This window comes from Actinomyces minihominis (genome assembly GCF_900187855.1).
Taxonomy (GTDB): domain Bacteria; phylum Actinomycetota; class Actinomycetes; order Actinomycetales; family Actinomycetaceae; genus Scrofimicrobium; species Scrofimicrobium minihominis.
Genome location: NZ_FYEG01000002.1, coordinates 68,003 through 88,190, shown reverse-complemented (window position 1 = coordinate 88,190; position 20,188 = coordinate 68,003). Strand labels below are relative to the sequence as shown.

Below are 20,188 nucleotides of genomic sequence, written 5' to 3'. Positions count from 1 at the left end.
AAGAGCGCATCGCGCCTATGTGAGTCCACGTAACGGTGGCGTTTGCAATGTCACGATGACCCCCTCCCTCTACCAACCTCTAGAACACCTGTTCGATAAAAGCAGACTAAACCCGCCCTCCGACACTTTGCGACCGCACCAAACTGGAAGGACCGAGCGCCGCCAACCCCATCAATGCCCTACCCCCAAACCGACCAGCCCACAATCACAATCGTTACAGAACTGTGACTTAGAAATTCTTTTGCCACCGGGAGCGCTCCCGGTAGGGTCAAGATCAAGGTTCGGGAGCGCTCCCGGCCCACGCGCTCGCTAGAGCCGACCCCATTGTGGCCTTCAGGCCACCCAGCACAAGGACGTGAAGATGTTCCACAAAACACTATCCAAGGCGGCAGGCGGGGCTTCTGTCCTCGCCGCCGCAGCCCTGGTACTTTCCGCCTGCTCCTCCGGCACCGTCCCCACCAAGGAGACTGAGACTGAGAGCGACGGAACGACCACCGAAGGCGCCACCTCTGACATCACGTTGACGGTCGCCACCTTCAACGAGTTTGGCTACACCGACGAGCTCCTCCAGGAGTACATGGACGCCCACCCCGGCGTGAAGGTCATCCACAACCGTGCCGCCACCTCTGACGATGCTCGCGCCAACTACTTCCAGAAACTCGGTAAGACCGGACTTGCCGATGTCGAAGCTGTCGAAGTTGACTGGCTCCCCGAAGTCATGCAGTACGCCGACCTTCTCGCTCCTGTCCCTGACGACCTCAAAGCCCGCTGGCTCGACTGGAAGGTAGAAGCTGCCACTGACATTGAGGGCAACCTAATCGGCTACGGTACCGACATCGGCCCCGAGGGCGTTTGCTACCGCGCCGACCTCTTTGGTGATGCTGGAATGCCCACCGACCGCGAGGAAGTCGCCGAACTCCTCGACGGAGACTGGACTCACTTCTTCGATGTTGGAAGCCAGTACGTCTCCGCGTCGGGGACCGCCTTCTATGACTCCGCAGGTGCGATAGCCCAGGGCATGTTGAACCAGTACAAGGCAGCATTTGAAGACCCCGAGACCGGTGAAATCATCGCCACCACCAACCCTGAAGTGAAGGATACCTTCGACCAGATCACCGCCGCATCGGCTACCGAGTCCGCCAAGCTCACCCAATGGTCAGATGACTGGATGGCTGGCTTCGCGAACGGCGCCTTTGCCGTAACCCTCTGCCCGGGCTGGTTCCTCGGCATTGTCGAGGGCGCCGCCCCCGACGCTGACTGGGACATTGCCAATGTCTTCCCGAACGGCGGAGGTAACTGGGGTGGCTCCTACCTCACGGTTCCCGCTAATGGCGCGAACGTTGAGGCTGCTCAGGAACTGGCTTCCTGGCTGAGCTCCCCAGAAACGCAACTCAAAGCATTCATGAACATCGGCACCTTCCCGTCCCAGGTCGATGCCCTCTCTTCGCCTGAGTTGCTTGATGCAGTCAACCCCTTCTTCAACGACGCCCCTATCGGAAAGATTCTCTCCGACCGCGCCCAGGCCGTTACTGTTAGCCCCTTCAAAGGCCCGCAGTACTTCAAGGTAATGACGGCCTTCCAGGACGCCCTCTCCCGCACCGAAGACGGACAGCAAGACCCAGCCACCTCTTGGGCTCAGTTCGTCTCTGAGGTCGAAGCCTTCTAGCATCGTGGCCCCACAAAGTGTGCAACCAAAGCGGGGTTCGGGCAAACCAGCCCGCACCCCGCGGCGGGTGGGGTTCGGCGACAAGTTCGGCAAGTGGGACGTCAAACTTTCGCCGTACCTGTACATCTCGCCCTTCTTCCTCGTGTTCATTGCCGTTGGCCTCTTCCCCATCGCCTACACCGCCGTCATCTCGTTCATGGACTGGGATCTAGTCCGCAACAGCGGTGAGTTCGTGGGGTTCGCGCAATACCAGTATGTCCTCAGCCATCCCGAGTTTTGGAAGGCGTTGCGCAACACCATCAGCATCTTCCTGCTCTCGTCAGTCCCCCAGGTCATCATGGCGGTCGTCCTGGCCGCCCTCCTCGACCAAAATCTGCGTGCCAAGACTTTCTGGCGTATGGGCGTCCTCGTCCCCTATGTGATGGCCCCCGTCGCAGTAGCCCTGATCTTCTCTAACCTATTCTCCGACAAGTACGGCACCGTCAACATGCTGCTTTCCCACATTGGTATCGAACCGATCCTGTGGCATGTCAGCCCTTTCTGGAGTCATGTAGCCATCGCCACCATGGTCAACTTCCGTTGGACCGGCTACAACACCCTGATCCTGCTCGCCGCTATGCAGGCGGTCCCCGGGGATCTTTACGAGGCCGCCACCGTCGACGGCGCTGGCAAGATCCGCCAGTTCTTCTCCATTACGATCCCCTCCCTGAAGCCAACCCTGATCTTCGTCATCATCACTTCGACCATCGGCGGCCTCCAGATCTTTGATGAACCACGCATGTACGACCAGACCGGTACCGGCGGCAACAACAACCAGTGGCTCACAATCACCCTCCTGCTTTACAACACGGGTTGGGGCGAGTGGAACTTCGGCCGCGCCGCCGCCATTGCCTGGTTGCTCCTCATCCTCATCCTCGCCATCGGTGTCCTCAATCTTTTCGTTACCCGCTCCGCTGTGGCAGACGCCAGAAGTAAGGACGGCTTGACCCGCAAGGAACGCCGTGCCCGCGCCAAAGCCGCCCTCGCCAAAGTCAAAGAAGAACAGCGCCAGCAGCTCGCGCAACAGACCCAAGGAGGTAAACAGTGAGCGCCATCGATCCCACGCCACTTGCTACTCCGGAAGTCCTTATCGAGGACGCCCCAGCCCGCAAGCGAGGACGTCGCCGCATCCGGCACTTGAATCGGCCCCCGTGGTGGATCTATGGGATCCTTAGCGCTGTCATTCTGGCCTTCATGTTCCCCTTCTACTGGTCCTTCCTAATTGGCTCAAAGGATTCCCACGCCATCTATGACCCCAACATGAGTTGGCTTCCCGGCGGTAACTTCCTAGAGAATGCCGCTTCCATCATTAGCGACCCGTCCGTGCAGTTCTGGCGCGCCCTTTGGAACTCGCTCTACTCCTCTGCGCTGATAGCGGTTTCGGTCGTCTTTTTCTCCACCTTGGCGGGGTGGGCTTTCGCGAAGTTGCGTTTCAAGGGCTCGCGGGTGCTACTCATCTTCACCATCGGCACCATGGCCGTTCCAGCCCAGTTGGGGGTCGTCCCCCTCTACCTTCTCTTCGCTGAGATTGGGTGGACCGGGAGGATGGGCGCGGTGATTGTGCCCGCCATGACCAGTGCGTTCGGCGTCTTCTGGATGACCCAGTACCTTCAGCAGACCGTCCCGGATGAACTTGTCGAGGCCGCCCGTGTTGACGGGGCTAGTTCCTTCCGGACCTTCCTCTCCGTTGGGATTCCCGCCGCGCGACCGGCCGCGGCGATGCTGGGCCTGTTCACCTTCGTGTCCTCGTGGAACAACTTTTTTTGGCCCTTCATCATCTTGGACAAGCAGAACCCGACGCTACCCGTTGCCCTGTCCCTGCTTCAGTCCGCCCATTTCAAGGACTACTCGCTTGTTCTGACAGGCGTTTTTCTCTCCACCCTCCCCCTGCTGGTCCTGTTTATCTTCGCTGGTAAACAGTTGGTTTCCGGGATTATGCAAGGCGCCGTGAAAGGCTGATACCGATGACTTCCAACCTGATTGCATCCCTTGAGGGCGCCCGAACAGGGACACCTCGGCCCTTCCCGAAGGACTTTCTCCTCGGTGCTGCTGCCGCCGCCTACCAGATTGAGGGCGCCGTTGACGAGGATGGGCGTGGTCCTTCGATCTGGGATGTCTTCTCAGGGGTGCCCGGTGCCATTGTCAACGGGGAGACCGGTGCGGTGGCCTGCGACCACTACCACCGTTACCGTGAGGATGTCGCCCTCATGAAGGAACTGGGGTTGCAGACGTACCGCTTTTCCACCTCTTGGGCGCGGGTTTGCCCGGACGGTGTGCACGTCAACCAGAAGGGCCTCGACTTTTACAGCCGACTGGTTGATGAGCTCTTGCGGGCCGATATTTTGCCCTGGCTCACCCTCTATCACTGGGACCTGCCGCAGGCCCTGCAGGACGAGGGTGGCTGGCCTAACCGTGACACCGCCTACCGCTTCCGCGACTACGCCCTCACCGTTCACGATGCCCTCCATGATCGGGTCCGCGTCTGGACGACCCTCAACGAACCCTGGTGTTCTTCGTTCCTTAGCTACACCGGCGGCGAACATGCCCCGGGTCACCGGAGTCTCACTGAGGGGCTTCTTGCCAGCCACCACCTCCTTCTCGGACACGGCCTTGCCGCCCAGGCTTTGAACGCTGTTGACCCTGAAGCCCAGCTTGGCCTCACTCTCAACTTCACGGTCGCTCAGCCCCTGGACCCCAAAAGCGCGGGCGACCAACGCGCCGCACGTCTGGTCGATGGGCAAATGAACCGCTGGTTCCTCGATCCCCTCTTTCGGTGTGCCTACCCCCGCGACATCATTGCTGAACTTGCCAACGTTGAGCCCGCGGCTGTCACGAGTTTCGAGGATGCCGTCCGCCCCGGCGACCTGTCCACCATCTCGACTCCCATCGATACCCTGGGGGTGAACTACTACCAGGGGGACCTTGTCGCTTCAGCCCTGAAGGTGCCAGACTTCCTCACCCAGCAGGGCGTCACCGAGATCAACCTGGCCCCCAGTGGGGGTGCCCCCCTTACGCGCCCGGTCACCAACCCGATGCGTGCTTCCCGCGACTTCGTCACACTCGACGCCCTCCTCCCGAAGACGGCACAGAACTGGGACGTTGACCCTCTCATGCTGACGGATCTGCTGGAGCGCCTCCACAACGAGTACACCAAAGATGCCGGGGTCACCCTCTATGTCACCGAGAACGGCGCCGCCTACGACGACGAGGTCACGCCGGGAGCCGCCGTCCTGGACCCTGAACGAACCGCCTACCTGGAGTCCCACCTCGGTGCAGTCCTCGATGCGTTGGATAGAGGTGTCAATATCAATGGCTTCATGTATTGGTCGCTGATGGACAACTACGAGTGGGCTTGGGGCTACAACAAGCGCTTCGGGCTCGTCTACGTTGACTACGAAACCCAGCGGCGCATCATCAAGCAGTCAGGGCGTGCCTATGCCAAGATTATTGCCGCACGCGCCCTCGATATGGTTCCGCAAGCGGGCCTGCTCATACGCCAGGGGACGCTGGTTAGTGGCCGGGAGAGCTCGAACCCTCGTCCCGACCTTGTCTAACTTCGACTACGGTGAGGAACTATGTTCACCCCGCCCAGTGGTCCTACCACCATGCCCGAGCCGATTAGGCAGCTCCCTGGTCCGGTGACCCTGGAGTCGGTGGGGCGACGCGCTGGCGTTTCCCGCTCCACGGTCTCCCGGGTCATCAACGGCGCTACTGACGTTAGCGCTGAAACGATTGCCTGCGTCATGGCGGCCGTTGAAGAGCTGGGCTATATCCCCAACTACCAGGCCAAGTCCCTGGCCTCCCGTAAGGCTTCGACCGTCAGCGCTCTGATTCCCGAGGACGTCTCTACCTTCTTCAATGACCCCTTCATTGGTTCGCTGGTCCAGGGCCTCGAGTCTTACCTGTGCCAAACCGACCTTGTCTTGAACCTGATTGTCACCTCACAGCAGTCCTACTCCAAGGTCCTCGCGTCGCTAGGCGGAGGACGTTCAGACGGCATCTTTGTCTTCTCCCACCACGGTGATCTGCGGCTCGGTGAAGCACTGTCGGCCCGCATCCCCGTCGTTTACGGGGGGCGCCCGCCCGAGCGCATTGTGGATGCCGACTACGTTGACGTTGACAATGCGGGGGCGACTCATGCCGCAGTAGAACTTCTCGTTGCCCGCGGCTGCAAGCGCATCGCGCATATCTCCGGTCCTGATGACATGGTTGCTGCCAATCACCGCCTTGCCGCCTTCCTGGAAGTGACTGGGGCAAGTGGGACCCGTGGTCCCATTGTGGTTGGCGACTTCTCTTTCAACAGCGGCGCCGCGGCTGCCCGCGAGCTGCTTGCCGCCGGGGAGCCTTTTGATGGGCTCTTTGCAGCCAACGACCTTATGGCCCGCGCCGCTATTGACGTCTTCCTAGAGGCGGGGCTTGGTGTTCCTGGGGACGTCGCGGTGGTTGGCTTCGATGACTCCGAAATGGCTGTCTCGTCTCATCCCTACCTGACCACCGTTCACCAAGACCCGGTGGAGCAGGGGCGCCAAATGGCGATGCTGCTTGAGCGGCGCCTCGCAGAACCCACCCTGCCACCTCAGGTCATCTACCTTCCCACCGAACTCATCGTCCGCGAGTCTGCTTAGACAGTTGAGCGCCCGACCCCCACCCCAAACCGAGGGGAGAGGCCGGGCGCCCAACTAGTTTCAGCCGTTGATGACCTGCGGCACCGAAACCGCCTTCAAGCCCTCAACCCCGAACTCCATCCCGTACCCGGAGCGCTTCGTGCCCCCGAACGGAATGAAGGGGTGCACCGCGCCGTGTTTGTTGATCCACACGGTGCCCGCCTCCATCCGCTCTGCCACCTTGAGTGCTTCGGCGCGATCGCTGCCCCACACCGACGCTCCCAGCCCCACGTCCAGCGCATTTGCCCACCTCAGCGCGTCCTCAATGTCCGAGTAGCGCACGATGGGAAGGGCAGGCCCAAACTGCTCCTCCACCACCAGGGCATTTTCTGGATCAATGTCGGCGACGATGGTGGCGGGGTAGAAGTATCCGGTGGCATCCGGATCCGGGTTGCCACCCACCACCACACGCGCCCCGCTCTCAACCGCTAACTTGACAAGGGTGTCAACGATTTTCCACTGGCGCTTGTTCTGGACTGGGCCGAGCAGAGAATCCTCATCCAGCGAGTCCCCCATGGGCGCAGACTTCGCCACCTGTGCGATCGCGTCGACAACCTGGTCGTAGATGTCGTCATGAACGTAGAGGCGCTTCAGCGCCGCACAGGTCTGACCGGTGTTAAGGAACGCACCCCAGAAGATGTCGCCCGCAACCTGCTGCGGATCCGCATCGGCAAGGACGATTCCCGCATCATTGCCTCCCAACTCCATGGTGAGGCGCGTGATGTTCGCCGCTGAGGACTCAATGATCTTGGTTCCCGTGGCCGTCGACCCGGTGAACATGATCTTCCCGAAAGCTGGGTTCGCGGTCATGGCAGCGCCCAGTTCGCCGTCACCAACCACCACGTTGAGGACGCCCTCGGGAAGTACCTGGTTGATGACCGCAGCCAGAGCGAGGCCGGAGAAGGGGGTGTACTCACTGGGCTTGATGACCACCGTGTTCCCCACCCGCAGCGAGGGGGCGATCTGCCAGGTCGCGATCATCATGGGCCAGTTCCACGGGGTGATCGCCCCGACCACCCCGATGGGGCGGTAGTGCAGTTCCGCGTAGGTTTCCCCGTCGTCTACCAGGGTCTCCACCGGCACCTCCTGGGCAGCAGTAGCGCGCAGCCAGTTGGCCGATGCCCCGACCTCGAAACGGGCGTTGGCGCCGCCGAGAGGCTTACCGACCTCGCGGGCCAGCAACTGCGCCAAGGGTTCGGCAGCAGCCTCAATCGCGTCCGCCGCTCGGTTCAGATAGTCGGCTCGCTCTGCACTGGATAGCGCCGCCCAGGCCGGCTGCGCAGCCTGCGCCCGCGCAATCGCGGCCTCCAGTTCGGCCTCGTCATGCCAGGGTGCGTCGCCAATCGGCTGCTCGGTGGCGGGGGCCAGGATGGTCACGGTGTCGCCGTCGGTGGCGACAACAGCATCGAGGAGTTCTTCGTAAGTTTGCATGGTGGGGCCTTTCAATGAGACTGATGTTGCTTCTAGTTAGTGGGTGACGACCAGGTTTTCCCACCTCTTGGAGCGGGTTTGGCTGGGCGTCTCGTCGTACTTGTCGCGGTAGACCCGGCTGAAGTGAGCCGGGTTTTGGAACCCCCACCTGCTGGCAATCAGACCGACGGAACGATCGGAGTGGGCGGGGTCGAGGAGTTCCTCTCGGCACTTCTCCAGCCTCTGGTTGCGAAGCCATGCCGAGACTGTTGTGCCGTTTTCCTGGAAGAGGTCCTGGAGGGTGCGGATAGAAATGAAGTGTGCGTTCGCCACCATCTGGCTGGTGAGGTCGAGTTGGGCCAGGTTGTCCTCAAGGTAGTAGAGGATTTCCTTGAACAGTTCCTGGCGGGGCGTGACCACCACGGTCCTTACCGCCAGCTCTCCGCTGAGGAGGGCGAGCAGCAGATCCAAGGTGCCCCGCGTCAACTGTCCCCCGGCGGGTCCTGAGATCAGTCCCGGCGAGGCTGCCAGGTTATGAAGGTGAGAGGTGACTAGGGAGCCGAGGCTCCCGGCCTCGTCAAGACGAAGGGTGACCAGTTCGCTCACCGATTCCCGTGGAATCTGCACCAGCGAAGTTGGGACCATCATGACGAAGGTTCGGGAGCCATCGAGCAGCTCCAGCGTGTAGGGGTGGCCGGTTTCGTAGAGGGTGAGGGCGCCGGGGTTCAAACTGACTTCCCGCTTGCCCTGGGCCACGTGACCGCCACCTTCTAACTGCAGGGCCACTTTGTAGAAGTTCTCGCGGCCCTGCGAGATTAGAGAGGGAGTGCGGATCACCGTGTGGCTATCGCCCTCGACAATCGTGAAGTGCACCTTCCCGCTGGAATGAGTTTGCAGTTGCCCGCGGAAGGTCTGGGCAGTCTGCGCCTCCACGTCCAGCGGCACGAAGGAATCCCCCAGTGCCTTCTTGAACTGTGATAAGTCCATGGGCTGCAGTCCCAAACCAGACCCTCCGACCGCTAGATTCCGGCTACTTCTCTTCTGCCCGGAACTCGTCGATGAGGTCCCGCGCAGTGGTAATGCCGGTTTCAATTGCACCGTCCACAACCACCCCGTTCCAGCCTTCCGCCCAGTCAGCTCCCGCGAACCGGAGGCGCGAGTCGCTTCCTCGGAACATGCTCCAACCGTTGATAAACTGTCCGGACTTCAGTGTTGACCAGGCCTGTCCTGACCAGGGGTCAGCCACCCAGTCATGGCCGGTCACGTCGACGACCTTGAGGTCGGGGCGCCACTGGCTGATAACTTCTTGGGCGGCAGCAACATTGCTGAGGTCGAGTTTGCTGTGATCTGAACCAAAACCTACCAGGATGGTCGTTCCATCGTCGAGGAAATACTCCGAACGAATGAGTGCTAGCGGACTTCCCGAGGGGGCATAGGCGAGGACGGAGTGGTGACCCTCAACTTTGATCCACGCTTTGACGCCGGTCGAGTTGAAGCCTTCTTCGACCAGATCCTGACGCTCCTGGTTTAGGGGTGGGTTGAACTCGATGGTCTTCATGGCACCCAGGGGAACCGTCACGATCACCGCGTCTGCTCTGAAGGTGCTGCCATCAGCCAGGGTGAGTTCGACACTGTCTTCGCCGTGGTCGATCTTCTTGACCGGGGAGTTGAGGTGGACATCGCCTCGCACGTCCTCGTAAATCCCCTCGTAAATGCCCTTCATGCCATTGCTAAGTTTGAAGCGCAGTGTCTGCTCGTCAAGGAGGCCGAGGCGGTGGTCCGACAGAGCCGCCCAGTGCATCGCCATCAGGGGCGAGGCGGTGTCGGTGGAACCAATGTAGCCAGCCGACCAGTAGGCATCCGCCAGGTCGATCTCCTCCTGGGTGAAGTCACCTTCACGCAGAACATCGAGCACCTTGCCCTGGTCCTTAGCCTTGAAGCGGGCAATCAACTCCTCATCGTCGCCCTCCAGGATGTGGAGCGGGTCGTGCGGGTAGGGGAAGAACTCGCGGGAACCTTCAAAGATGGCTGCCTGAGGACGCTCGAGGAGGGCGTCCAGTTCCGCTTCGGTGCCTTCCTTGACTTCCCCTCCGGTGAGCCACAGTGCCTGTTCGGCGACAGGGCTGGGGTAGATGCCCTGTTTGTAGCGCTTGATCTCTGTCCAAATGAAGGGCTGCATCCAGTGCACCCAGGTGGCGCCGATTTCCAGGGTGTGTCCCATGCGGTCCTCGGTCCAAGCCCGACCGCCGATGCGGTCACGGGCCTCAAAAATCTCTGTCTTGATGCCAACGGTTTCCAGTTCGCGCGCTGCGACCAGTCCCGCGAAGCCAGCTCCAACGATGGCTACCGTCTTCTCTAGGTTCTTGCTTCCCATGTTTACCTCCATTGGTTCCTGTGGGTTGCAAGCAGGCTAGGTCTGGGCTGCGCTGAGGGTCAACGGCTCCGAAACGCCGCTACAGACGCTTAGATTGCCGAGGACGGAGTAGCGAAACCAGTTGTGACCTGCGTAAACATACGCCATGGTGGGCAGTCTCACCCCCACCTTCTGCGGAGGACAGCAAGGAAGCCTGCGTTGGCAGTCAACAGGTGTGCGCTGTGAGACAAAAGTCCCAAGCTGTTCCCCATTAGCCTTTCCGTCATGCCACCCAACTGAGGTGTGGGTAACAAAGCGGCCGGGCCGCTTCGACAAGGAAGTCAAACATGAGTCAAGAAACCAAGGCGCGGCCCGCAAGCGGCACCAGCGCCACGGGGGCAAGGAAAGCCCCCGAACGTCGTCTCGGCGTTTTCCCCATCGTCATCATGATTATCGGGGCTTCTGCCCCTCTGCTCGTAGTTGTTGGTGGGGCAACCACCGCCTACTCTGTCACTGCTAACTCGGCCCTGCCTGCCGCCTACGTGCTCCTCGCCCTCATTCTGGCGATTTTCGCAGTCGGTTATACGGCGATGAGCCGCTTCATCACCAACGCGGGTGCCTTCTATGCTTACGCTGCCCGCGGCCTTGGCAAACCGTTCGGTGTCGGCGTCTCTTTCGTCGCTATCGTTGCCTACAACTTCATGCAGATTGGTATCTACGGCATGTTTGGTTTCCAGGTTTCCGAACTGGTGAACAGTTGGTTCGGGATCTCTATCCCCTGGTGGCTGCCCATCCTGGTTGGTATCGTCATCGTCGCTTACCTGGGCATTAACAGTGTTGATGTTTCCGCCAAGGTGCTGGGCATTATCGTCCTCTTCGAGTTCGTCCTCGTGATCATTTTCGATGTCATCGCTTTCGCGAACCCCGCTGAGGGCTTCACCGCCCGACCCATCGAACCGGCCGCCCTTTTCAGCCCCGGGATTGGCGCTGTCCTGGCCTTTGGTATTGCTGCCTTCATGGGGTTTGAGTCGGCCGCCATCTACTCTGAGGAAGCGAAAGACCCGCGTCGTACCGTCACTCGCGCCACCTTTATCGCCGTCATCATCACCGGTACGTTCTACGCCATTTCCTCGTGGGCTCTGGCGATTGCGGTTGGTCCCGACAGGATCGAAGGGGGGATTCCCGTTGAAGAGGCCGGTCCTCCCCTTCTTTTTGATTTCGTCGCCTCCCACATGGGGGTCATTGTTGTTGACATCATTTCGGTCCTTTTCATCACCAGCCTTTTCGCTGCCCTGGTTGCCTTCCACAATGTGGTGGCCCGCTACCTTTACTCCTTGGGACGGGAGCAGGTTCTGCCTTCTGTGCTTGCCAAGGTCGGCGAGAAGTCGAACGCTCCCTGGGCTGGCTCTCTAAGTCAGACCCTGATCGCCACCGTCGTCATTCTGGGCTTCGCAGTGGCTGGGAACGGCTCGGAACTAGGTAACCTCTACCCTGTTGTCACCCTGTTCTCTTGGCTGACCAACACGGGCGCCCTCGGCCTCGTCATGCTGATGGCCTTGACTTCGCTGTCGCTGATTGGCTTCTTCATGAAGACCAAGACTGACGTTGGTCTTTTCCCCCGTTTCATCGCCCCAGCCATCGCCTTCGTGGGTTTGGCCGCGGTGTTCTTCTTGATCGTTGTCAACTTCAACGTTCTGCTTGAGCAGGAAAAGCCTGACCTTCTCACCTTCCTACTCCCAGCCCTGGTTGTCGCCCCCGGCCTCTTTGGCACCCTCTGGGCACAGTGGCTGAAACGTAACCGACCCTCCATCTACGAACGCATCGGTTACGGCGCCGAGGACGTGGAGTACGTCAAGCCCTCCGGTATCGTCACCGAGTAGAGGGAGCAGCAACACGAATGGGCACGTCCACACACCGAAGAGGGTGGTGGACGTGCCCATCGCTCGAAACAGCACACCCAGTGAAACCCCAGCTCTACACGGAGCTACCGCGCACTTCCTTCACACAGAAGTGGTCACTGGTCCGATCCCGGCATGGCCGCCCAAAAAGTGGACCGTCTAAAAGACCAACGTTTGGAACTTGTTTCGCCCTTAACTGCGTCCCGCTGTTGCATGTCCGGCCTTTCCCAAAAGAAGACGGACGACCAATCTCACGTGACGCAACTCTGGCCCTGTCACCGTTACGTCTAGCGTCAGTGTCGACACCAACATGGGATAACTCCCTCTTCATAGACAGCGATCTCCAGCGAGTAGGGGTCAGTTCACGGCAACACCAAACGTGAATTGGCCTGGGTTTAGTTCCGATCTGTATATAAGGATGGAACTACGATGCCAAGCAAATACGACCCCGAACTTCGTCAGCGTGCGCTCCGCATGCTTGCCGAGGCCCGCCCCGAATATGAATCGCTGACCGCCGCTTGCCGACACGTCGGCGGCCTCCTTGGAGTGAGCCCGGAGACGCTGAGAGTGTGGCAGCGCCGCTACGACATCGATACCGGCGTGAGACCCGGCGTCACGAGCGATATGGCCGAAGAGAACCGACGTCTGCGACGCGAGAACGCCGAGCTGAAGAAGGCCAACGAGGTTCTTAAAGCTGCGAGCGTGTTTTTCGCGAAGGAACTCGACCGGCCACGAACGATATGATCCAGTTCATCGACGAGCATCGTGATCGTTTCGGGGTCGAGTTCCTCTGCCGTACGCTCAGGACGGCAGTTCGTGGGTTTCTCACCTCGCGTGGTTACCGGGCAGCCAAGTCGCGGCCGACCTCGGTGAGACGGCTCCGTGACAAGTTGCTCGTGTCCGAGATTCAGCGCCTCCACGCGAAGCATTACAGCGTGTACGGGCGACGGAAGATGCACGCGCTGCTCAAGCGTGAGGGGTGGGAGATCGGCCGCGACCAGACCGAGCGTCTGATGCGGCTCGCCGGGGTGCGCGGGGTGCGGAAATCGAAGCGGGTATTCACCACGCGCCCCGACAAGGCGCTGGCATTGCCTGCTGATCTCGTGAACCGGAGATTCATCGCTGATGGGCCGCGCAATCTCTGTGTGTGCGATGTGACCTACGTCGCTACTTGGTCCGGGTTCGCGTATGTCGCGTTCGTCACGGGTGTGTACTCGCGCAGGATCGTGGGTTGGAACGTTGCTTCGACACTGAAGTCAGAGATTCTGCCGATGCAAGCACTCGATATGGCGGCATGGCAGTCAGGCGGCCGGCTCGACGGGCTCATCCATCATGCTGATCACGGGTCTAACTACACCGCCATGGTCTATACCGACCGTATCCAAGAACTCGGCGCTGTTCCCTCGACCGGAACCGTCGGGGATTCGTTCGACAACGCGATGGCTGAGGCGGTCAACAATCTCTACAAAACCGAGCTTATTCGTCAGCAAAGGCCATGGCGGACCGTTGAGCAGGTCGAGCTCGCGACCCTTAAGTACGTGTGGTGGTGGAACCATGAACGACTTCACGGGGAACTCGACATGCGCACCCCGGCCGAAGTCGAGCAGGCATACTACGCTGAGACCGAGACGCTTCTGTCACCAACCGGCTGACAGGAAAACCGGTCGGAACTAAACCCAGGCCAATTCACGTCATGCGAAGCGATATCACCCTCACTGGTGCAGAAGGGTCCCTAATTATTGGTGCGAAGTACTATTCCAAGAGCACGCAGGAACGCTTTGACAAGCGCACGGTCCACTCTGCGAACCTGTACCAGATCTTCGCCTACGTTAAGAACAAGGAAGCTACCGAACCTGGCAAGCGCGTAGCGGGAATGCTGCTTTATGCGAGGACGGAACACGAGGTCCAACCGAGCGTCACTTGGAAACTAGATGGCAACCAGATCCACGTACAAACCCTTGACCTGCGCCAAGACTTTGCCGACATCTCAAATCAGCTAGACGACATTGCGCGTTCAACAATCCTTTCGTAAACCAGGCGTGTTAGGGCGCGGCTGTGAGAGCGCTGGTTCGCTCCCAAACTGCCGGACCGCATCATGTGGATCGCTAACCTCCGAACGCCATCACGTTCGGACGGGCTTAACACCTGGACGCCGAAAGCACCAAGTGGCATCTCTACCCGGTCAACTGGCACCGAATAATACTCAGGAATACGGAAGAACCCCACCGGCATCCCCGCGATTTCCGCCATGTAACCGATTGCCTCGTCGTCTTTGAAGCGTGGCGTCACTTCCTCATAAGGTATGAAAGTTTCCTCCTCCGCGTTCAGGATCCACGTTAGGCCGTTGCTCTCGTCTAGGCTTCCAACTTGAGCCTCGGATTTAACGCGGGGGAAGAACGCGAGCTCTAGTACACCAACGTTGAGCGTTGCGAATCTGCCACCACTGGTACTTGGGGAGTCCGACAGGCTCCAGAACTTCCCTTCTGTCTCAATCGCGTTCGGGATGACGTCCGCAACCACTTGGGCCAGTTCGTCAACGACCGCCTCCCACACCATCCGACCATCCGGTAGCTTCTGTCGGCCGAAAGCGGCGACCGCGAGCCTGGGACGCTCGCGCCCCCAGCCTCCCTTGAGCGCTTCGACAAAGGGGGCAACGTCATAGCTGGCTTGACCTGTAGCCCAGTGCTCTTGCGCCTCGATCGGAACGAACGGGTCTAAGACCGACGGTTGCGCATGCCCAAAGTTGAACGCTTTATTCCGTAAGATCACCTGCTGCCGTCGGTTACGGATCCACTCCCGTTCGATCGGGTCCAGTTTGCCCTTAGGGACGTGGAGAAACTCGATGGCGACCACGTCCTCCCACGGAGCATGGTGGCCAGAGCCGTGGCGGTGCTGCGCGTAACGCGCCACGATGTTCTCCGTCTGACCCACGTACTGCTCCCCATTTTCGAAGTGCAGGACGTAAATCCCTCGACGCTCAGTGGGAAACAAGGCTTGGACCGATGATGGGTCTTTTAGGATCCACTTCTTCATAGCGTTTGTCGTTCCCTAGTCACCCACAGCGGGCGGATCGGTGAGCGGAGATTCTATTGGAGTTCATAGGCTCTCTCAGCAATCATTTCCCACGGGATGTCCGAGCGAATCACCCCGCATCGGCGGCGCTTATCTGTTTGCGCATTCACCCCCGCAACGGCAGCTTCGACGACGTCCCCAGGGACGCCGAGTGCTTCAGCTATCCAGATCATTCCCCCGGGGTAGGCAAGGCGCTGCCAGGTGGTACGCGCAGAATAATTAGGTTTTTCACGGGAATAGGCGCCAAACCCCAGAGTGGCTTGGTCGCGAAACCATCCGACCATCTTCTCCCGCTGCCAGTTACGCGCTGCCCCACCTCTCTGAGAAGACACACCTTCGAATTTGTCTGAGATGGGGGTGCGCGTGGGCAATTTCTTCAAGATATTCGCGAAGGTCCGAACGTCGAAATCAATAGGGTCGCCCACACCCAGGGGTGCAGCCATTCCGTTAAGTGTCCTTTCTTGGATCGAGGACGGGGAGCTTTATTCGGCTTTCATCGTTATCCGGTTGACGGCAGCCATGCCGCCCTTTTACGTCGAGACTACATTCCGAGCAGCCAACTGATCATTGAATTAGAGATCAGCTCGCGGAAATGGTTCCACTGGTCGAACTGGAGCTCACTTCGCGGTGACGAGCCTGTGTGTGGTGACTGTATGTCTACGTGCCGATCTACGCCATTTTTTCTAACCAGCTCAAGACCGTGCCATCGTTAAGTGCTCGCCACAGATGGGCCGGATCCACCGACTCAGATGTATCGATCAGGCTACTGATCAACGCGTTGACCTCTGCCTCTGTGACGGTTTCTCTGTCTGCCAGGCCTGCGGCAAATACAGCTGGGAACTCGCCGAGGACGCTTCTAGGATCGGCCACGCGCCGGTCTCCAAACAGACTGACAAACTCGTCCGATATGCGTTTTACCGCATCGCTAAAACCTTCAGTGCTGGCTGTAACCGCTGATGTAGCGAGTAACACTAGCTCGTCCTCGGGCTGCGGGTGTGGAGAAGATTCGTCACTCGCCTCGCCGGTCGTGCGGTGCATTGTAAACACCAGTTCATCCGGATCGATGGTGAGGGTTTCGAAAAGGTTGCGCAACATGCTGAGTTTCGAGTGGGTTGAACTCTCAACAAACACACTCAAATCAGGAGTCACTTCCGAGAATCCGGGCGGGGCAGAGCTGTTTGGTCCTAAGTGATACCAAGCACCTGTTTTTGCGCGCTCGAAAACTCTTGCTCGGTCGATGCGGACCAGTTCCCCGAGCACCTGAACGAACATTTCACGCCAGTTTTTGACCGGTCCACCGATGTCTCCGAACTCGAAACCGCTTATTGAGCGGTTGAAGGCAGGCCAGAGAGGTTGCCCCCACCCAGTGGGACAACTCCACGATTTGTCTAGCCGAGGTCAAGTCGCAGTCTTGATATTTGGCCGGAAGGGCCGGTCCTCATTTTTCTTCCCAGGCGGTGACAATGGCGGACGCCGAGAGGTTCAAAACATATGCCCAGCACTCTCGCCTATTCACCGGTAGGTTTCTCTGCCGTCGACCAGTGTCGGGCGTTAAGGTTCTCTTGCTGTTCTTCATCGACGAGGTCGCCAAGTACCGCGACTACACCCGCGAGGACGCGCTGGGCGACTATGCGTGGATGTTCGAGGAGGAGTACGGCGCGATCTGTGACGAGGTGCTTGACAAACTTGCCATGTGAAGTAGACCATACACACTGGTGTGCCGTCTCAAGTCTAATCTCAGCATACGGACGCTAGTTGAGGACAACTGGGTAAACATCCGCGCCGACTAGCACGCTCAACTTCGCCTGGATGCCCGCTGGAGACCTATTCTTTTCTACCAGATCTTCGAAAAAAGTCTCGAAATAATGGCCCCCAGAGACAAATTTTGGGCCTCATCGACCGGGACTTTTCATTGCAATACTGCGGTGGGCCATACTGGGATCGAACCAGTGACCTCTTCCGTGTGAAGGAAGCGCGCTACCCCTGCGCCAATGGCCCGAGGTGGGTACGGGATTCGAACCCGTGTGGACGGCTTTGCAGGCCGCTACCTATCCTCTCGGTCAACCCACCTGGTCTCATTCGCTGTCTGACACCGTCAGGTTCAACTCTTGAGAGAGCGGACGACGGGATTCGAACCCGCGACCCTCACCTTGGCAAGGTGATGCTCTACCAGCTGAGCTACGTCCGCAACTAGCACCCGAAAGAGAGCTAATCACGAGGTCTGAGACTACTCGGAAACGGCACTCTGGAGCAAATTGGAGGGCTTGCCGTACGGGTATTTCACGGGGCGAAGGTTAGGCGGATACTGTTTGTCGAGGACGTGGCGCAGAGTCAACACGTTGATCTACACCGGTACTGTCAGATAGGAAACAGATGACTAGAGTGGGGCGCCCCAGCGCAACGAGTTCAGTTTTGCCCGTGATTCTTGGCGGTGACGCGGGTGCCTACGCCCTGGGACTGGAGTGCTTTGAGGCATTCGGGGTACGTGCGCTATGCCTGGCTAACGACCCCGTTCAGTTGATCACCGATTCGGTGTTCTTTGACGTTGAACACATTGAGCCTGGTGCGAGTGATGAGATCCGCCTGAACCACCTGCGTGAGATAGCGCAGCGCCACCCTGATCGACACCTGCTCCTTCTTGCGAACTCTGACGGGGCTGTAACGTTCTTTGCTAGGCACCGCAGTCTTCTCGAGGTCGATTACACGATTCCTTCCCCTACCTTAGAGACCATTGATCTCCTCTGCGAGAAGGACTCTTTTGCGAAGGTCTGCGAAGAGCTGGACATAGCCACCCCGAAAACAGTGGTGGTTGACTGCGACGGCCCGGATGAGGGCTGGGTTGCCCCAACGATCGATATCCCCTTCCCCGTGGTTGCCAAGGCCTCATCGGGAAGCGAGTACGAGAAGGTCTCTTTCCCCGGTAAGAAAAAAATCTGGTTCATTAAGACGCCCGAGGAACTGGATTCAATGTGGGTCAGCCTGCGGGGTGCGGGTTTCAGGGATAAGTTCCTGGTTCAGCAGTTGATACCGGGAGGTGATGAGCAGATGCGCTCCCTCACGTTCTATGTTGATTCTGCCGGAATGGTCAAGTTGCGCAGCTCCGCGCACGTCCTCCTCCAGGACCCCTCCCCCACGATGATTGGCAACCCGGTCGCCATGATAACCCAGGCTTTGCCGGAGATGTGGGATCAGGCTGAAAAGATCCTCAAGGCGGGCAACTACACCGGGTTCGCAAACTTCGACATCAAGGTTGATCCAAGGGATGGTATCGCCTACTTCCTTGAGGTTAACCCGCGTATTGGCCGCAACTCCTACTATGTCGTAGCGGCCGGCCAGAACCCGATGACTGTCATGGCAACAGATCTGGTTGAGGGGCGTCCTCAGGAAGCTGTCGAGGCCGTGCGGGCAGCCCTCTACACCCTCGTCCCCGTCTCTCTGATCACGAAGTACGTCACGGACCGGGGGCTGCTCTCCAGGGTTCGCTCCCTTGTCAGGCAGCACCGGGTGGTGAACCCACTTCGCTCCCCGATTGAGAAGAACCTCAGGCGCAAGGCTATCGTTCTGGGCCAGACCTATAACTACTATCGCAAGTTCAAGGCACATCACTCAGAGGTGATGTAGGACCGGATTCTGGGAGGGGCGGGGCAGTCCGTTAAGGGAGCCCGCCCCCCACTCGGAGATACGAAAGAGGTCCCACCTCGTTTTCACGAGACGGGACCTCTTCCTTCTAGTGGGCCGTACTGGGATCGAACCAGTGACCTCTTCCGTGTCAGGGAAGCGCGCTACCGCTGCGCCAACGGCCCGAGCGGACAACGGGATTCGAACCCGCGACCCTCACCTTGGCAAGGTGATGCTCTACCAGCTGAGCTATGTCCGCATTGCTTTTCCGCCCCATTGGGGGGGTGAAGCATGAGTAACTCTATCAGCGCTTATCGAGGGTGCCAAACTGAGCGCTAGTCGCCTTTTTCACGTTCTGAAACGCGGTCCTTCAGCGTGTCTAATTTGGATTTTCCCTCTCGAAGTAGTTCGAGCATCCTGAATCGGGCCCGGTTGACAGGCACGTCAAAAGCCGGAGGCACCTGGGTGATGTCCGGAGCGAAGCCACTTTTGAAAGGTGTGAGGGTGTGGAGCGATGGTGCCAGTTCAGAGCCGACTCCCATCAGGTCCATCGTCGTGAGACCTTCCGCGCCGAGTTCCTTGAAGGCATGGTGCAGGACCTGGATCGACGCCTCGTGAGCGCGACCATTCTCAGTCGCTGCGGCGTAGTAGTAGACCGCTTCCTGACCCGAAAGAGTGAAGATAGCGAACGCTACAAGCTCGCCGTCAACGCGAGCGGCGTAGAGGCGTGAATGCTCTCGTTTCAAGGTTCGCAGCATGTTCTCATAAACCGAGGGCGGCCACGGCGTAAACCCCTGCCTATCGGCGGTCTCAGCCATGATTTCAAAATAAGGTGAGAAGTCCTCTGCAGCCTGGTCCGTCTCATCCGCCAGGTCCACCGGAGTCTTCCTGATAACTCCGCGTACCTTGGTACGGGCACGCTTCTTAAAGCCTGCCATCAGTTCGTCCTCGTCCTCGGACAACCTAACTACGACGGTCTGGTCATACGTGGTGATCTGCATGGGAGGAAACGCGTCCGGACCTGGAAACTCAAGGTGCAGACGCAAGAATGCCACCCCGCGATTGTTTCTCTTGATCCACTTGATGAGTGCTTGAAGTGCCGCACGCTCTAGCTCTTCAGTCGGATCAACAAGCCAGGTGGGCCCATGTTTACACCAGAGGAAATTGAAACCGTGGTACCGGTACTCTGTCATGCCGAGGATCGCGACGACCTCGCCGTTGAACGCTATCGAGAAAAAACCCACTAGCTGCCGATCGGGGAAGGTCTCTTCAAACTCAGCCCACACCCAGGTCTGCTCGATAGGGACGTTAACCTGCGCCGCCACGGCGTGGTCTCGCATCTCCTGGGCCGTAGTTGGTCTGATTACTACCTGCGAAGTGGTCATGGTACCTCCTGAAGGAACAACGTTACCGCAGTTCAACCCTGAGCTATCGGCGTGGTTCCGTCGAATATTCCTCTGAAAACGTA

17 protein-coding genes and 5 tRNA genes are annotated in these 20,188 nt (G+C 59.3%); 10 read left to right on the top strand and 12 right to left on the bottom strand.

Going from position 1 to position 20,188, the window contains the following annotated elements:
* The first annotated feature begins 361 nt into the window (after positions 1-361).
* From CS903_RS02455 to CS903_RS02435, 5 genes are read left to right on the top strand one after another with little or no spacing between them, the layout of a single operon-like run.
* Complete coding sequence (locus tag CS903_RS02455; RefSeq protein WP_099331974.1) at positions 362-1,666, top strand: ABC transporter substrate-binding protein; 1,305 nt, start codon at positions 362-364, stop codon at positions 1,664-1,666.
* 4 nt (positions 1,667-1,670) lie between these two features.
* A complete protein-coding gene (locus CS903_RS02450; RefSeq protein ID WP_242491717.1) occupies positions 1,671-2,753 on the top strand; it encodes a carbohydrate ABC transporter permease in 1,083 nt (360 codons plus the stop codon).
* Positions 2,750-3,664, top strand: a complete 915-nt coding sequence (locus CS903_RS02445; protein WP_099331972.1) for a carbohydrate ABC transporter permease — start codon at positions 2,750-2,752, stop codon at positions 3,662-3,664. The genes CS903_RS02450 and CS903_RS02445 overlap by 4 nt, the downstream gene beginning before the upstream one ends.
* 5 nt (positions 3,665-3,669) lie before the next feature.
* Entirely contained in the window at positions 3,670-5,259 is a 1,590-nt protein-coding gene (locus CS903_RS02440) for a glycoside hydrolase family 1 protein (protein ID WP_099331971.1), read from the top strand.
* A gap of 51 nt (positions 5,260-5,310) precedes the next feature.
* A complete protein-coding gene (locus tag CS903_RS02435) occupies positions 5,311-6,330 on the top strand; it encodes a LacI family DNA-binding transcriptional regulator (RefSeq protein WP_164996648.1) in 1,020 nt (339 codons plus the stop codon).
* 60 nt (positions 6,331-6,390) lie between these two features.
* On the opposite strand, the gene CS903_RS02430 is transcribed toward CS903_RS02435, so the two are convergent.
* Genes CS903_RS02430 through CS903_RS02420 form a run of 3 tightly spaced genes read right to left on the bottom strand, consistent with a single transcriptional unit; the run spans position 6,391 to position 10,153 of the window.
* On the bottom strand, positions 6,391-7,800 hold the full coding sequence (locus CS903_RS02430; protein WP_099331969.1) for an aldehyde dehydrogenase family protein: 1,410 nt from the start codon (positions 7,798-7,800) through the stop codon (positions 6,391-6,393).
* A gap of 36 nt (positions 7,801-7,836) precedes the next feature.
* The gene (locus CS903_RS02425) at positions 7,837-8,766 is read right to left on the bottom strand and encodes an AraC-like ligand-binding domain-containing protein (protein ID WP_099331968.1); all 930 of its coding nucleotides are present in this window, start codon (positions 8,764-8,766) and stop codon (positions 7,837-7,839) included.
* 43 nt (positions 8,767-8,809) lie between these two features.
* Positions 8,810-10,153, bottom strand: coding sequence for an NAD(P)/FAD-dependent oxidoreductase (locus CS903_RS02420; RefSeq protein ID WP_099331967.1), 1,344 nt, complete (start codon positions 10,151-10,153; stop codon positions 8,810-8,812).
* Positions 10,154-10,479: 326 nt separating this feature from the next.
* Between CS903_RS02420 and CS903_RS02415 the strand changes: the two genes are divergently transcribed.
* The 3 genes from CS903_RS02415 (at position 10,480) to CS903_RS02405 (ending at position 14,062) form a co-directional block, all read left to right on the top strand.
* Positions 10,480-12,012, top strand: coding sequence for an APC family permease (locus CS903_RS02415; protein ID WP_207203728.1), 1,533 nt, complete (start codon positions 10,480-10,482; stop codon positions 12,010-12,012).
* A gap of 447 nt (positions 12,013-12,459) precedes the next feature.
* A protein-coding gene (locus CS903_RS02410; RefSeq protein ID WP_099331966.1) for an IS3 family transposase occupies positions 12,460-13,682 on the top strand; the annotation gives its coding sequence in 2 pieces (ribosomal slippage) (positions 12,460-12,745 and positions 12,745-13,682; 1,224 coding nt in all).
* 41 nt (positions 13,683-13,723) lie between these two features.
* On the top strand, positions 13,724-14,062 hold the full coding sequence (locus CS903_RS02405; RefSeq protein WP_099331965.1) for an McrC family protein: 339 nt from the start codon (positions 13,724-13,726) through the stop codon (positions 14,060-14,062).
* On the opposite strand, the gene CS903_RS02400 is transcribed toward CS903_RS02405, so the two are convergent.
* The 3 genes from CS903_RS02400 to CS903_RS02390 all read right to left on the bottom strand — a co-directional run bounded on the left by CS903_RS02400 (position 14,023) and on the right by CS903_RS02390 (position 16,374).
* Positions 14,023-15,063 (bottom strand): GIY-YIG nuclease family protein, encoded by a 1,041-nt coding sequence (locus tag CS903_RS02400; protein ID WP_099331964.1) that lies wholly within the window; start codon positions 15,061-15,063, stop codon positions 14,023-14,025. The two genes, CS903_RS02405 and CS903_RS02400, sit on opposite strands and share 40 nt — an antisense overlap.
* Positions 15,064-15,116: 53 nt before the next feature.
* Entirely contained in the window at positions 15,117-15,434 is a 318-nt protein-coding gene (locus CS903_RS02395; RefSeq protein WP_129587567.1) for a hypothetical protein, read from the bottom strand.
* Positions 15,435-15,771: 337 nt separating this feature from the next.
* Positions 15,772-16,374 (bottom strand): hypothetical protein, encoded by a 603-nt coding sequence (locus tag CS903_RS02390; protein ID WP_099331962.1) that lies wholly within the window; start codon positions 16,372-16,374, stop codon positions 15,772-15,774.
* A gap of 191 nt (positions 16,375-16,565) precedes the next feature.
* Here CS903_RS02390 and CS903_RS02385 point away from each other — a divergent pair, with 191 nt between their 5' ends.
* Positions 16,566-16,799, top strand: coding sequence for a hypothetical protein (locus CS903_RS02385; RefSeq protein ID WP_099331961.1), 234 nt, complete (start codon positions 16,566-16,568; stop codon positions 16,797-16,799).
* 229 nt (positions 16,800-17,028) lie between these two features.
* Here the strand turns inward: CS903_RS02385 and CS903_RS02380 are convergent.
* The 3 genes from CS903_RS02380 to CS903_RS02370 all read right to left on the bottom strand — a co-directional run bounded on the left by CS903_RS02380 (position 17,029) and on the right by CS903_RS02370 (position 17,290).
* Positions 17,029-17,100: transfer RNA gene (locus tag CS903_RS02380), tRNA-Val, on the bottom strand.
* A gap of 1 nt (position 17,101) precedes the next feature.
* Positions 17,102-17,172: transfer RNA gene (locus tag CS903_RS02375), tRNA-Cys, on the bottom strand.
* 45 nt (positions 17,173-17,217) lie between these two features.
* Positions 17,218-17,290: transfer RNA gene (locus CS903_RS02370), tRNA-Gly, on the bottom strand.
* A 185-nt stretch (positions 17,291-17,475) separates the two neighbouring features.
* On the opposite strand from CS903_RS02370, the gene CS903_RS02365 reads away from it, so the two are divergent.
* Entirely contained in the window at positions 17,476-18,723 is a 1,248-nt protein-coding gene (locus tag CS903_RS02365; protein WP_099331960.1) for a carboxylate--amine ligase, read from the top strand.
* A 110-nt stretch (positions 18,724-18,833) separates the two neighbouring features.
* Here the strand turns inward: CS903_RS02365 and CS903_RS02360 are convergent.
* The 3 genes from CS903_RS02360 to CS903_RS02350 all read right to left on the bottom strand — a co-directional run bounded on the left by CS903_RS02360 (position 18,834) and on the right by CS903_RS02350 (position 20,105).
* Positions 18,834-18,905, bottom strand: a tRNA-Val gene (locus CS903_RS02360).
* A gap of 1 nt (position 18,906) precedes the next feature.
* Positions 18,907-18,979: transfer RNA gene (locus CS903_RS02355), tRNA-Gly, on the bottom strand.
* Positions 18,980-19,055: 76 nt separating this feature from the next.
* Entirely contained in the window at positions 19,056-20,105 is a 1,050-nt protein-coding gene (locus tag CS903_RS02350; protein WP_099331959.1) for a lipid II:glycine glycyltransferase FemX, read from the bottom strand.
* Between the last annotated feature and the right edge of the window lie 83 nt (positions 20,106-20,188).